Raw genomic sequence first — 13,194 nt, 5'->3', positions numbered from 1 at the left:
GACGGACCTTTCGCGTGGCCGGCGGCCGGGGGCTGCCTGCCCCCGGACCCCCGGGGATATTTGGAGAAAAGAAGAAGGGCAGGCGCGGCATCGCCATCACATCCGGAAGACGCCGAAGCGCGTGGGCTCGATCGGCGCGTTGAGGGCGGCGGAGAGCGAGAGCGCCAGCACGGCCCGTGTCTTCCGCGGGTCGATGATGCCATCGTCCCAGAGGCGGGCGGAGGCGTAGAGGGGGTGGGACTGTTCCTCGAACATCTCGATCGTGGGGCGCTTGAACGCCGCCTCCTCCTCGGCCGACCAGGTGCCGCCGGCGCGCTCGATCCCCTCGCGCCGGACGGTGGCGAGGACGCCCGCCGCCTGTTCGCCGCCCATCACGCTGATGCGGCTGTTGGGCCAGGTCCAGAGGAAGCGGGGGCCATAGGCGCGCCCCGCCATGCCGTAGTTGCCCGCGCCGAAGGAGCCGCCGACAAGGCAGGTGATCTTCGGCACCGCGGTGGTGGCGACGGCGGTGACCATCTTCGCGCCGTGGCGGGCGATGCCCTCGTTCTCGTACTTCCGGCCGACCATGAAGCCGGTGATGTTCTGCAGGAACACCAGCGGGATCGAGCGTTGCGAGCAAAGTTCCACGAAATGCGCGCCCTTGACCGCGCTTTCGGAGAAGAGGACGCCGTTGTTGGCGACGATGCCGACCGGGCATCCCGCGACATGGGCGAAGCCCGTCACCAGCGTCTCGCCGAAGCGCGGCTTGAATTCGTCGAAGCGGGAGCCGTCGACGATGCGGGCGATGACCTCGCGGATGTCGTAGGGGGTGCGCAGGTCGGCGGGGACCACGCCGAGGATCTCGTCGGGGTCATAGGCGGGGTCTTCCGGGCTTTGCCACGCGACGCTCGCGGGCTTGCGGCGGTTGAGGCTGGCGATGGCGCGGCGGGCGAGCGCGAGCGCGTGGGCATCATCCTCGGCCAGGTAGTCGGCAACGCCCGACAGGCGCGTGTGAACGTCGCCGCCGCCCAGATCCTCGGCGCTGACGACCTCTCCGGTCGCGGCCTTCACGAGGGGCGGGCCGGCGAGGAAGATCGTGCCCTGGTCGCGGACGATGATCGAGACGTCGGACATCGCGGGCACATAGGCGCCACCCGCGGTGCAGGAGCCCATGACGACGGCGATCTGGGGGATGCCCGCCGCGCTCATCCGGGCCTGGTTGTAGAAGATGCGGCCGAAATGGTCGCGGTCGGGGAAGACCTCGTCCTGGTTGGGCAGGTTGGCGCCGCCCGAATCGACGAGGTAGACGCAGGGCAGGTGGTTCTCTTCGGCGATCTCCTGCGCGCGCAGGTGCTTTTTCACCGTCATCGGGTAATAGGTGCCGCCCTTCACGGTGGCGTCGTTGGCGACCACCATGACCTCCTGCCCGTGGACGCGCCCGATGCCGGCGATGACGCCTGCCGCGGGGGCGTCGCCGCCGTAAAGCCCGTGGGCGGCGGTGGCGCCGATCTCGAGGAAGGGGGATCCGGCGTCGAGAAGGTTCGCCACCCGTTCGCGGGGCGGCATCTTGCCGCGCGCCACATGGCGGGAGAGCGCCTTCGCCCCGCCCCCGGCGGCGGCGGCGGCCGCGGCCCCGGCGACGGTGGCCAGCATCGCCTCATGTGCCGCGCGGTTGGCGCGGAAGGCGTCCGAGTTGGTCAGGACGGAGGAGGTCAGCCGCATGTCATCGCCTCGCGGGTTCGGCGGCCGGTGCCGCGGCTGTTGCAGTGCCGCAACATCCGCGCGGGCGGCGCGCAATGGGTCGGATCGTTTGATTCACATCAATGTGCTGCAGCGCAGCGCTGCTACCGAGGTCCGGCGCGAAAGAACGGAGAGATTGATCATGAAACGGACTTTGATTACCGCCCTCGTCGCCCTTGCCGCGGCCGCACCCGCCTGCGCCCAATCGGCCGGCGACTGGACCATCGGCCTTGGCATCGGCTGGGTGTCGCCCAAGGATGACAACGGCCTTCTGGCCGGCGCCGCGACCTCGGTGGACGAGGACATCAGCGCGACGATCACCGCCGAATACTTCCCCTGGGACAACATCGGCATCGAGCTTCTGGCGGCAACGCCCTTCGAGCATACCGCGACGATTGCGGGCGTCGGCACGGCGACGACCAAGCACCTGCCGCCCACCCTCTCGCTCGTCTACCACATCCCGACCGCGGGCAAGATCACGCCCTTCGTCGGCGCGGGCCTCAACTACACCACCTTCTTCAGCGAGGAATCGGCGCTGGGCAACGTGGAGCTTGACGATTCCTTCGGGCTGGCGCTGAAGGCCGGGTTCGACGTCGCCATCTCCGAGAAGGGCGCGTTCCGGACCGAGGTGCGCTGGATGGACATCGAAAGCGACGTGTCGCTGGACGGCACGCCGATCGGCACCGTCGACATCGACCCGATCGTGGTCAACCTCGCCTATGTGATCAAGTTCTGATCGGTCCGGACGGATCGGCAGCAGAAGGGCGCGCGTCAGGTCGGCGACGCGCCCTTTTCTTTTCGTCACATCCGCCTGCCGCGTCGCACGGAGGGCGGCGCCCGGCCCGCGGGGTGGGCGAGAAGCGCCCGCCCCGGGGGGGCGGGTCGGGCGCTGCCCGGGGTTCCCCCGGGCGGGTCGGAGGATAGCCTTCACCCCATCGCCCCCATCAATTCCCGCCCGATCAGCATGCGGCGGATTTCGCTCGTCCCGGCGCCGATTTCCATCAGCTTGGCGTCGCGGAAGATGCGGGAGACCGGGGTTTCGCTCATGAAGCCCATGCCGCCCATCGCCTGCACCGCCTGGTGGGCAACCGTCATCGCCTCCTCGCTGGCGTAGAGGACGCAGGCCGCCGCGTCCTGGCGCGTGACTTCGCCCCGGTCGCAGGCGCGCGCCACCTCGTAGACATAGGCGCGGGCGGAGTTCATCTTGGTGTACATGTCCGCGATCTTGCCCTGCATCAGCTGGAACGACCCGATCGGCTGGCCGAACTGGCGGCGTTGCGCGAGATAGGGCATCACCTCGTCCAGGCAGGCGGCCATGATGCCGGTGCCGATCCCGGAAAGGACGACGCGTTCGTAGTCGAGCCCGGACATCAGGACGCGGACGCCCCTGCCCTCCTGCCCCAGCACGTTCTCGAACGGCACCTCGACATTCTCGAAGACCAGTTCGGCGGTGTTAGACCCTCGCATGCCGAGCTTGTCGAAGTGTTTCGAGGTGGAGAAGCCCTTGAAAGTCTTTTCCACGATGAAGGCGGTGATGCCCTTCGATCCGGCCTCGGGGTCGGTCTTGGCATAGACCACCAGGGTATCCGCATCCGGGCCGTTGGTGATCCAGAACTTGGTGCCGTTCAGCACATAATAGCCGTTCCGCTTCTCGGCCTTGAGCTTCATCGACACCACGTCGGACCCCGCCCCGGCCTCCGACATGGCAAGCGCGCCGACGTGGTCGCCGGAAATCAGGCCGGGCAGGTATCTGCGTTTCTGTTCGTCGGTGCCGTTCAGCTTGATCTGGTTCACGCAAAGGTTCGAATGCGCGCCGTAGGACAGGCTGACCGAGGCCGAGGCGCGGGCAATCTCCTCGGTCGCGACGACATGGGCGAGGTAGGACATGCCCGCCCCGCCGTATTCTTCCGGCACGGTGATGCCGAGAAGGCCGAGATCGCCCATTTCCTTCCAGAGCGCTGGCGGGAAGGCGTTTGTCCGGTCGATCTCCGCCGCCATCGGCTTCACCCGCTCCTGCGCCCAGCGATGAACCATGTCGCGCAGCGCCTCGACCTCGTCCCCAAGGTGAAACTTCATGGATGCGGTGAACATCGGCGGCCTCTTGGAAATGAACGAATGTTCAATTCATAGAGTCAAAGCCTGAGTCGCGTCAATGGGGTCATGCGCCCGCGTCACGGGTCCTGGTCTGGAAACGATGCTGGAAGAATCAGCCGATCAGTTTCTCGGCCAGCAACGGCAGTTCGTGGAAGGCATCGAAGGTCGCCTCGGGCGCGAAATCGGCCACGCCGCGCCCGGCCGGGCCGAAGGTGACGAGCGCCACCGGCACACCCGCCGCCGTGGCGGTCTTGCGGTCGGTGTCGGTATCCCCCACCAGCATGGAGCGTCCGAGCGCCCCGCCCGCGCGCTCGACCGACAGCCGGTAGGGCGCGGGGTCGGGCTTGCGCACGGGGAGCGTATCGGCGCCGACGAGAGAGTCGAAAAGCCCCCGCACGCCAAGCCGGGCCATCAGGATTTCGGCCAGACGTTCGGGCTTGTTGGTGCAGATGCCGGTGGCAAAGCCCGCCGCGCGCAGGGATTCCACCGCCTCGACCGCGCCGGGATATAGCCGGGTCTCGCGGTCTATCCCCTCCTCGTAGGCGGTCAGGAGAAGCGGATACTGCCGGTCCACCTCGGCCTCCGATACCGCGCCCAGCCGGGAAAAGCCAAGCCGCAGCATCGCGCGCCCGCCGTGGAACGCGGTCAGCGCGTCGGCCACCGGGTCAAGCAGATCGCCCGCGCCGATGCCGCGAAAACAGGCATTCGCCGCGGCGATGAGGTCGGCGGAGGTATCGGCAAGCGTCCCATCGAGATCGAAGATGACCGTGCGCATGGCGCCCCCTCCTGTCCGGCTGTAACCCTTGGTAAGGAGATGTGAGGCCCCCGACCTTGCGGCCCGTGGCCCCTTCGGTAAAACGGGCGTGAGCGAAAGAAAAGAGCAAGAGCATGGCGACAGCGCTGATCATCCTGGCCGCGGGACAGGGAACGCGGATGAACTCCGACCTGCCCAAGGTCCTGCACAAGGTGGCGGGCGCGCCGCTTCTGCACCACGCGATGGCGGCCGGCGCGGCGCTTGCGCCCGAGCGGGTGGTGGTGGTCGCGGGCCACGGGGCCGAGGCGGTGGAGAAGGCGGCGCTGGCCTTCGACGACACCGTGGCCACGGTCCGGCAGGACCAGCAGCTGGGCACCGGGCACGCGGTGGCGCAGGCGCTGCCCGCGCTGGAAGGGTTCGAGGGTACGGTGATCGTCCTTTACGGCGACACCCCCTTCATCCGGCCGGAAACGCTGGACGCGATGCTGGTCAGCGGGGCGGATGTGACCGTGCTGGGCTTCCAGGCCGCCGATCCGGGCCGCTACGGCCGGCTGATCGCAAACGGCGGCGCGCTGGAGCGGATCGTGGAATACAAGGACGCAACCGAGGCGGAACGGGCCATCACGCTTTGCAACAGCGGCGTCGTCGCGGTCGAGGCACGGCTTCTGGCCGAACTGGTCGGCGGGCTGACGAACGACAACGCGGCGGGGGAATACTACCTGACCGACATCGTCGCGGCGGCCCGCGTCCGGGGACTTGAGGCCCGCGTCGTCACCTGCGACGAGGGCGAGACCATGGGCGTGAACACCCGCGCCGAACTGGCCCGCGCGGAGGCCGCCTTCCAGACCCGCGCGCGGGCCGAGGCGCTGGAAACCGGCGTCACCATGACAGCGCCCGAAACCGTCTTCTTCGCGCTCGACACCGTGGTGGGGCGCGATGCGACGATCGGCGCGCATGTCGTCTTCGGCCCCGGCGTCACGGTGGAATCGGGGGCGGAGATCCTGCCCTTCTGCCATCTCGAAGGCTGCCACATCTCGCGCGGGGCCCGCGTCGGCCCCTTCGCCCGGCTGCGCCCCGGCGCCGAACTGGCCGAGGAGGTGCACGTGGGCAACTTCGTCGAGATCAAGAACGCGATCCTCGACGAAGGGGTGAAGGTCGGCCACCTGACCTATCTGGGCGACGCCCATGTGGGCGAGCACACCAACATCGGCGCCGGCACCGTGACCTGCAACTACGACGGGGTGATGAAGCACCGGACCGAGATCGGGGCGCATGCCTTCATCGGATCGGACACGATGCTGGTGGCCCCGGTCCGGGTCGGCGCGCGGGCGCTTACCGGCTCCGGTTCGGTGATCACCGAGGATGTGCCGGATGGCGCGCTGGCGATCGGCCGCGCCAGACAGGTGACAAAGCCGGGTCTGGCGGTCAGATTGTTCGAAAAGTTGAAACAAATGAAGGCCCGCAGGGACAAGGGTAGCGAATAATGTGTGGAATTGTCGGTGTGCTGGGCAATCATGAGGTTGCCCCCCTGCTGGTCGAGGCGCTGAAGCGGCTGGAATACCGCGGCTATGATTCCGCCGGTATCGCCACGGTGAACCACGGCCGGCTCGACCGCCGCCGCGCGGTGGGCAAGCTGGCCAACCTCTCCGACCTTCTGGTGCACGAACCGCTCGCCGGCAAGGCGGGCATCGGCCACACCCGCTGGGCGACCCATGGTGCCGCCACGGTGACGAACGCGCACCCGCACCGCTCCGGCCCGGTCGCGGTCGTCCACAACGGCATCATCGAGAACTTCCGCGAACTTCGCGCCGAACTCGCCGAGGCGGGCCTGTCGTGCGAGACCGAGACCGACACCGAGACGGTCGCGCTGATGGTGCGGATGTACATGGACCGCGGCCTGCCCCCGCGCGAGGCCGCGCGCGAGACGTTGGGGCGGCTTGAAGGTGCCTTCGCGCTGCTGTTCCTCTTCGAGGGCGAAGACGACCTGATGATCGCCGCCCGCAAGGGCTCTCCGCTTGCCATCGGGCACGGCGAGGGCGAGATGTTCGTGGGCTCCGACGCCATCGCGCTCGCCCCCATGACCGACCGCATCACCTATCTGGAAGAGGGCGACCACGCCTTCGTCACCCGTGCGGGGGTGGAGATCTTCGACGCCGCCGGGCGCCGCGCCAACCGCGAGACGCTGAAGATCCAGCTGGACCAGACCCGGATCGACAAGGCGGGCTTCAAGCACTTCATGGCCAAGGAGATCGCCGAACAGCCGGTCGTGCTGGCCGACGCGATCAAGCACTATGTCCGCGGCGGGCAGATCCTGCTGCCCCACGCGCTCGACTTCGCCGGCCTCGACCGGCTGACGCTGGTGGCCTGCGGCACCGCGAACTATGCCTGCCAGACCGCGAAATACTGGTTCGAGACGCTGGCCGCCCTGCCCTGCGAGGTCGATATCGCCTCGGAGTTCCGCTATCGCGAGCCGCCGCTGCCGGCGCGGTCCTTCGCCCTTTTCGTCAGCCAGTCGGGCGAGACGGCCGACACGCTGGCCGCGCTGCGCTTCGCGCGCGAGAAGGTCGCGAAGACCGTCGCGGTGGTCAATGTCACCACCTCCTCGATCGCGCGCGAGGCCGACGTGGCGCTGCCCATCCACGCGGGCGTGGAGGTGGGCGTGGCCTCGACCAAGGCCTTCACCTGCCAGTTGCTGGTCTTGTACCTGCTGGCGCTCAAGGCCGCGGCGGACCGCGGGCGGCTTTCTGCGGACGAGATCGCCGAGCGTCTCGCCGACCTCTCGACCCTGCCGGGGCTGATGAACCAGACACTGGCGCGGGAAGGCGACATCGCCGCCATAGCGGCGACCGTGTCCGAAGCGCAGGACATCCTTTTCCTCGGCCGCGGCACGATGTTCCCGCTGGCCCTGGAGGGGGCGCTGAAACTGAAGGAAATCAGCTACATCCACGCCGAAGGCTATGCGTCCGGCGAACTCAAGCACGGCCCCATCGCGCTGATCGACAAGTCGGTTCCGGTGATCGTCTTCGCGCCCCATGACGGGCTTTTCGACAAGACCGTGTCGAACATGCAGGAGGTGATGGCGCGGCACGGCAAGGTGGTGCTGATCACCGACGCCAGGGGGGCTGCCACCGCGCAGGAGGGGACGTGGAAATGCGTCACGCTGCCCACGGTCCCGCCCGCGCTCGCGCCCATCGTCTACGCCCTGCCGGCGCAGCTTCTGGCCTACCACGCCGCCGTCGCCAAGGGCACCGACGTGGACCAGCCGCGCAACCTCGCCAAATCGGTGACGGTGGAATGACGCCGGAGGAGGCGCTGGCGGCACTTCGTGCCGGCATCGAACCCGGCCGCGCCGAAGCGATGGCCGCCTATCACAAGCAGGCGCGTCCGGTCCTGGGTGTCCCGAACCCGTTCCTGAACGACCTGACGCAGGCTTGGCGGCAGGCGCTTTCCGTGCCCGAACGGGTAGCTCTGGCCGATGCGCTCTGGCGCAGCGACATCTTCGAGGCGCGGATCGCGGCGGCGAAGCTCCTGACGCAGGCGCGCATCAGGGGGGATGACGCGGTCTGGCGGCTGATCGCGTCCTGGGTGCCCGATTTCGACGGCTGGGCGATTGCCGACCACGCCTGCGACGCGGGCGGGCGGCGGCTGGTCGCAGACCCCGCGCGGATCGACGAGGTGGAGGGCTGGACCCGGTCCGAAAGCCTCTGGGCGCGGCGGGCGGCGCTGGTCATCACCCTGCCCTGGACCAAGCAGAACCACCCGACGGCGCAGGATCTGGCGATCCGCGACCGGGTGCTGGGTTGGGCCGCCGGTTATGCCGACGACCCCGAATGGTTCATCCAGAAGGCAATCGCCTGGTGGCTGCGCGACCTCTCGAAGCACGACGCCCCGCGCGCCCGCGCCTTTCTTGACGCGCACGGCGCCCGGCTGAAGCCCTTCGCCCGGAAGGAAGCCGGAAAATATCTGGGCTGAGGGTGACCCCGTCCGAAGGTCGCCTTGTGGGGGCGCGCGCAAGCGACTAGATTTGCGCCATGACCCCGCTCATCGACCCCTTCGCCCGCCCGATTTCCTACCTGCGTGTCTCGGTCACGGACCGCTGCGACTTCCGCTGCACCTACTGCATGGCCGAACACATGCAGTTCCTGCCGAAGAAGGACCTGCTGACGCTGGAGGAGCTGGACCGGCTCTGTTCGTCCTTCATCCGCCTCGGCGTGCAGAAGCTCCGGATCACCGGGGGCGAACCGCTGGTCAGGCGCGACATCCTGACCTTTTTCCGCTCCATCTCGCGCCATCTGGACAGCGGCGCGCTGAAGGAGCTGACGCTGACCACCAACGGCTCCCAGTTGGCGAAGTTCGCGGGCGACCTTGCGGCCTGCGGCATTCGCCGCGTCAACGTCTCGCTCGACACGCTCGACCCGGCGAAATTCGCCGAGATCACCCGCTGGGGCCGCCTGCCGCAGGTGCTGGAGGGGATCGAGGCCGCCAGGGCCGCCGGCCTGCGCGTGAAGATCAACACGGTGGCGCTGAAGGGCTTCAACGAGGATGAGCTTTTCCCCCTTCTCGACTGGTGCGCGAAGGAGGACCACGACCTGACCTTCATCGAGGTCATGCCGATGGGCGAGATGGGAGAGGAATTGCGGCTGGACCAGTACTGGCCGCTGAAGGACCTGCGCGCACGCCTGGCCGAACGCTTCACCCTGACCGACCTGGCCGAACGCTCGGGCGGCCCGGCCCGCTATGTCCGGATCGAGGAGACCGGGCAAAAGGTGGGCTTCATCACGCCGCTGACCCACAATTTCTGCGAAAGCTGCAACCGCGTGCGGGTGACCTGCACGGGCGAGCTTTACATGTGCCTCGGACAGGAGGATATGGCCGACCTGAGGGCACCCCTGCGCGCCTCGCCCGGGGACGAGGCGCTGGAACAGGCGATCCGCGCGGCCATCGCGCGCAAGCCCAAGGGCCACGATTTCGACTATTCCCGCCAAACCGTGCGCGGGCAGGTGTCGCGGCACATGAGCCATACGGGCGGCTGAACGGCACGCCGCGGGGGGGGGGGCGCGGTGTCAGCCGCGCTGCGCCCGCCGCCAGGCCTCCGGCGTCACGCCTTCGACCGCGCGGAAGGTGCGGATCAGGTGCGAGGCATCGGTGAAACCCGTCTCCAGCGCAATCTGCGTCACCGACTTGTCGCCCCGCGCCAAGAGCGCGCGCACCTGCGACAGCCGCATCCGCCGCCCCGCCTCGGACGGGGTCAGGCCGAGGTCGTCGGTGAAGTGGCGTTCCAGCTTGCGGCGGCTGACCCCCAGTTGCCGCGCGATCTGCGCGACCGTCGGCGGGGTTTCGGGGAACTGCTGCATCCACAGAAGCGCGCGCCGGACCAGCGGATCGTTGGCGGACAGGTCGGAAGGCAGGCCCGGCTGCGGCTGCTCGGCCGCCATCGCCTCGTCCACGATCATGATCGACAGGCTCTTGCGGGCGGCGGCGCGGCCGATGTGCCGGTCAACGAGATAGGCCGCCAGATGCGCGGTCGAGGCGCCGCCCGAACAGGTCAGCCGGTCGCGGTCGACGATGAAGATCTGGTCCGAGATCGGCTGCATCGCCTCGAACTCCTCAAGGAAGTCGTCGCGGTGAAACCAGCTGACGCAGCAACGGTAGCCCTGCATCAGCCCCGCACGCGCCAGGATGAAGGTGCCGGTGCAAAGCCCGATCAGCGGCACGCCCGCCCCCGCCGCCCGGCGCAGCCAGTCCTCCGCCTCGGGCGCGAGCCACTGGCGTTCGCCGATCAGGCCGCCGACGACGGCGATGTAGTCGAACCTCTCCGGGTCGCCCAGGGCCTCTTCCGCCTCAACGAAAAGCCCGCAACTCGATTCGACCGGGCCCGGCCGCGGCGCGACCACGCGCCAGGAACAGCGGATCGGGCGGGACCGGTCGCCCTCGTCCGCCGAAAGGCGCAGGACGTCGACGAAATTCGCCATCGCGGCCAGCGTGAACCGGCGCGCAAGAAGTATACCGATACGCAAACGCGCCGGCACTACGGCAGGGGAGGTTTTTGGCTCATGACGCATGTGTAACGGCATATTGACGCAAACATACTGTTTGAGCGACGCAGATTCGACATAAAACGGTTCAGGAGCGACCTGCCGAACCGGCACCGCGCGCATCTTCTGGGGGGATCGGGATGCTGCTTCAGTCTCAACCGCGCGCCGCTGCGAAGGTGGCCCCTGCCATCCGGCCCGAACCGCAGGGCGCCACGGAAACCTTCGTCTTCCTGCTGCTCGACGGGTTCGACGCGCTGGCCCTTGCCGGTGCGACCGAACCCCTGCGCCAGGCCAATGTGCTGTCGGGCCGGCCTCTTTACGGCTGGCGGGTCGTGTCGATGACCGGCACGCCGGTGGTGGCGGCGGGGGGCCTCGCGGTTCTGGCCGATGCACGGTTCTCGGGCCTGGCACGGGGCGAATCGCTGTTCGTCATCGGCGCGCCCGGCGAGGACGAGGCCGCGCGCGCCCACCTGATGGCCGCGCTTCGGCGCGAGGCGGCGCACGGCGTGCGCATCGGCGCGATCGGCACCGGCATCCAGACGCTGGCGCGCGCGGGTCTTCTCGACGATGAGACCGTCGCCGCGCACTGGGACCTGGCCGAGGGGCTGGCCGAGGAGTTTCCGCGCATCGAGGTCAGCCGCGCGGCCTTCGTCGCCGGGCGCCGTCCGACTGCGCCGGGGGGCGCGGCGGCGACCGACCTCATGCTCCACCTGATCGCCGAACGGCAGGGGTCCGACCTTGCCACCCGCATCGCCGACGCGATGGTCTGGGCCAACGTGCGCGGGCCGCAGTCGCGCCAGACGGTGTCGGCGCAGTCGCGCTACGGCGTGCGCAACGCCCGCCTCGTGCGCGTCCTCGCGGCGATGGAGGAGAACCTCGAAACGCCGCTTTCGGCGCAGGAGATCGCCGACATCGCCGGCATGTCGCCGCGCCAGACCGAACGTCTGTTCGCCCGCTATCTGAACAGCACGCCGATGGGATTCTACGCCCACCTGCGGCTTGAACGCGCCCGCAGCCTGCTGATGCAGACCGAACTGTCGGTAACCGAGGTGGCGGTGGCCTGCGGCTACCGGTCGCTGTCGCATTTCGCCAAGGTCTACCGGGCGACCTATGGCCACGCGCCGCGGCGCATGCGCGCGGTGGCCTGATCGCCGCCCCGTCGCGGCGGTGGAAAGCCGGCCCCGGCCGTCGTAGGATGGGCCGGGGGCAAAGGGGGGACCATGGACGACCTCAACCGCTTTCGGGAGGCGCAGGACAGGGTCTGGCCGCAGGTCCTGGCCGAACTGCGCGACGGCCGCAAGACCGGCCACTGGATGTGGTTCGTCTTTCCCCAGTTGCGCGGCCTTGGCCGGTCGGAGACCGCCCGCTTCTACGGCATCGCGGACATGGAGGAGGCGCGCGCCTATCTTGGCGACCCGCTGCTGGCGGGGCGGCTGGAACAGGCGGCGACCGCGCTCCTGTCGCATGCCGGGCTGACGGCGGAGGAAATCCTCGGCCCGGTCGATGCGCTGAAGCTGCGGTCGTCGGCCACGCTCTTCTCGCGCGCGGGCAAGGGCAGGACGGGGCTTCTGATGCGTGACGTGCTGGCGCGGTTCTACGGCGGGCGCCCCTGCCCGCTGACCGACGCCGCGCTTCGCTAGCTCAGAACCGGCCCACGCCGTTCCATTCGAGGAAGAACTCGTTCGTGGTCCGGTCGGGGGTTGCATCGGTCAGGCGGCAGGTGGCCTTGGCCGACTCAAGGTCATCCGCGCCCCCGACGATGGTGAAGAAGGTCACGTCGGAAAGGATCACCTTGCCGTTGTGGCGCACCCTCGCCGACCTCAGGATCTTCTGCGACTGGCTGCGGCCATGGGGCGTGACGAAGCGGCCCGCGCCGCAGATCGCGATCCGGCCGTCGATCAGCGCCGGCGTCCAGAAAAACTCGTACGACTTTCCCTGCCCCGCCCAGGTGAGGTCGCTGCTGCTGAAATCCCCGTCGACGGTAATGGTGAAATCGGCCGCAAGGGCCGGTGTCGCGACCGGCACAAGAAGGGCCAGCGAGAGGAGGAATGCCTTCGTCATGGAAATGCTCCGGGCTGCAAATACACCACAGAGGTGACCGATAGCCCCGCGCCCGTCAAGCCGGCTTGGGTGCCCCAGGCGTCAGAAGCGGCTTTGTCCCTGCACGTCGAGATAGACGAGGAAATCGCCCTTCGGCTTGGCCGTCTTCGTCAGCCGGCAGTTGGCGCGCGCCTTGGTCAGCGGCTTGCCTTCGGGGATGGTCGCGAAGAAGGTGATGTCCTTCAGGATCGCCTTGCCGTCGAGCATGACCTTGCCCCGCCGCATCTGCTGCAGCGTCTTCTCGCGCAGGTTCGGCGCCACGAACTGCCCCACGCCGCAGATCGCGATGCGCCCCTCGACATAGGTCAGACCCCAGAGGAACTTGTAGGCCTTGCCCTGCGTCTTCCAGCGCAGCTCGTCGGCGACGAACTGGTTGGTGACCTTGATGCTGAAATCTTCCGCCCGCGCCATCTGCGCGGCGAGAAGGGCGATCAGCAACGCGAAGGCAAGGCGCATGTCAACTCCCGCAGGCAGGATGGCCCGGACGGCTGA

13 protein-coding genes are annotated in these 13,194 nt (G+C 68.7%); 7 read left to right on the top strand and 6 right to left on the bottom strand.

The features are described from left to right. Positions 1-96: 96 nt before the first annotated feature. Complete coding sequence (locus tag N5I32_RS03245) at positions 97-1,701, bottom strand: carboxyl transferase domain-containing protein (protein WP_261493954.1); 1,605 nt, start codon at positions 1,699-1,701, stop codon at positions 97-99. 160 nt (positions 1,702-1,861) lie between these two features. On the opposite strand from N5I32_RS03245, the gene N5I32_RS03240 reads away from it, so the two are divergent. Then, positions 1,862-2,455, top strand: coding sequence for an OmpW/AlkL family protein (locus N5I32_RS03240; protein ID WP_261493953.1), 594 nt, complete (start codon positions 1,862-1,864; stop codon positions 2,453-2,455). A gap of 191 nt (positions 2,456-2,646) precedes the next feature. On the opposite strand, the gene N5I32_RS03235 is transcribed toward N5I32_RS03240, so the two are convergent. Then, positions 2,647-3,810 carry an isovaleryl-CoA dehydrogenase gene (locus N5I32_RS03235; protein WP_261493952.1) on the bottom strand — a complete coding sequence of 388 codons (1,164 nt, stop codon included), beginning with the start codon at positions 3,808-3,810 and terminating at the stop codon, positions 2,647-2,649. A gap of 115 nt (positions 3,811-3,925) precedes the next feature. Beyond that, positions 3,926-4,588 carry an HAD-IA family hydrolase gene (locus tag N5I32_RS03230; protein WP_261493951.1) on the bottom strand — a complete coding sequence of 221 codons (663 nt, stop codon included), beginning with the start codon at positions 4,586-4,588 and terminating at the stop codon, positions 3,926-3,928. Positions 4,589-4,701: 113 nt separating this feature from the next. Between N5I32_RS03230 and glmU the strand changes: the two genes are divergently transcribed. Genes glmU through moaA form a run of 4 tightly spaced genes read left to right on the top strand, consistent with a single transcriptional unit; the run spans position 4,702 to position 9,600 of the window. Beyond that, the gene (gene glmU, locus N5I32_RS03225) at positions 4,702-6,051 is read left to right on the top strand and encodes a bifunctional UDP-N-acetylglucosamine diphosphorylase/glucosamine-1-phosphate N-acetyltransferase GlmU (protein ID WP_261493950.1); all 1,350 of its coding nucleotides are present in this window, start codon (positions 4,702-4,704) and stop codon (positions 6,049-6,051) included. Beyond that, on the top strand, positions 6,051-7,865 hold the full coding sequence (gene glmS / locus N5I32_RS03220) for a glutamine--fructose-6-phosphate transaminase (isomerizing) (protein ID WP_261493949.1): 1,815 nt from the start codon (positions 6,051-6,053) through the stop codon (positions 7,863-7,865). Before glmU ends, glmS begins: the two co-directional genes overlap by 1 nt. Next, positions 7,862-8,539 carry a DNA alkylation repair protein gene (locus N5I32_RS03215; protein WP_261493948.1) on the top strand — a complete coding sequence of 226 codons (678 nt, stop codon included), beginning with the start codon at positions 7,862-7,864 and terminating at the stop codon, positions 8,537-8,539. The genes glmS and N5I32_RS03215 overlap by 4 nt, the downstream gene beginning before the upstream one ends. Positions 8,540-8,598: 59 nt before the next feature. Further along, positions 8,599-9,600 (top strand): GTP 3',8-cyclase MoaA, encoded by a 1,002-nt coding sequence (gene moaA, locus N5I32_RS03210; RefSeq protein WP_261493947.1) that lies wholly within the window; start codon positions 8,599-8,601, stop codon positions 9,598-9,600. Between the two features lie 30 nt (positions 9,601-9,630). Here the strand turns inward: moaA and N5I32_RS03205 are convergent, their stop codons facing one another. After that, positions 9,631-10,629 carry a GlxA family transcriptional regulator gene (locus N5I32_RS03205; protein WP_439648173.1) on the bottom strand — a complete coding sequence of 333 codons (999 nt, stop codon included), beginning with the start codon at positions 10,627-10,629 and terminating at the stop codon, positions 9,631-9,633. Positions 10,630-10,742: 113 nt separating this feature from the next. Between N5I32_RS03205 and N5I32_RS03200 the strand changes: the two genes are divergently transcribed. Next, positions 10,743-11,750 (top strand): GlxA family transcriptional regulator, encoded by a 1,008-nt coding sequence (locus tag N5I32_RS03200; protein WP_261493945.1) that lies wholly within the window; start codon positions 10,743-10,745, stop codon positions 11,748-11,750. A 72-nt stretch (positions 11,751-11,822) separates the two neighbouring features. Further along, on the top strand, positions 11,823-12,242 hold the full coding sequence (locus N5I32_RS03195) for a DUF1810 domain-containing protein (protein WP_261493944.1): 420 nt from the start codon (positions 11,823-11,825) through the stop codon (positions 12,240-12,242). Position 12,243: 1 nt separating this feature from the next. Here the strand turns inward: N5I32_RS03195 and N5I32_RS03190 are convergent, their stop codons facing one another. Next, positions 12,244-12,663, bottom strand: coding sequence for a hypothetical protein (locus N5I32_RS03190; RefSeq protein ID WP_261493943.1), 420 nt, complete (start codon positions 12,661-12,663; stop codon positions 12,244-12,246). 81 nt (positions 12,664-12,744) lie between these two features. Then, a complete protein-coding gene (locus N5I32_RS03185) occupies positions 12,745-13,158 on the bottom strand; it encodes a hypothetical protein (RefSeq protein ID WP_261493942.1) in 414 nt (137 codons plus the stop codon). Positions 13,159-13,194 lie beyond the last annotated feature (36 nt).

Origin of the sequence: Albidovulum sediminis, from assembly GCF_025380365.1 — a bacterium.
Taxonomy (GTDB): Bacteria; Pseudomonadota; Alphaproteobacteria; order Rhodobacterales; family Rhodobacteraceae; genus Albidovulum; species Albidovulum sediminis.
The sequence above is the reverse complement of the archived record's forward strand: the minus strand, read 5'-3'. Positions and strand labels throughout refer to the sequence as shown.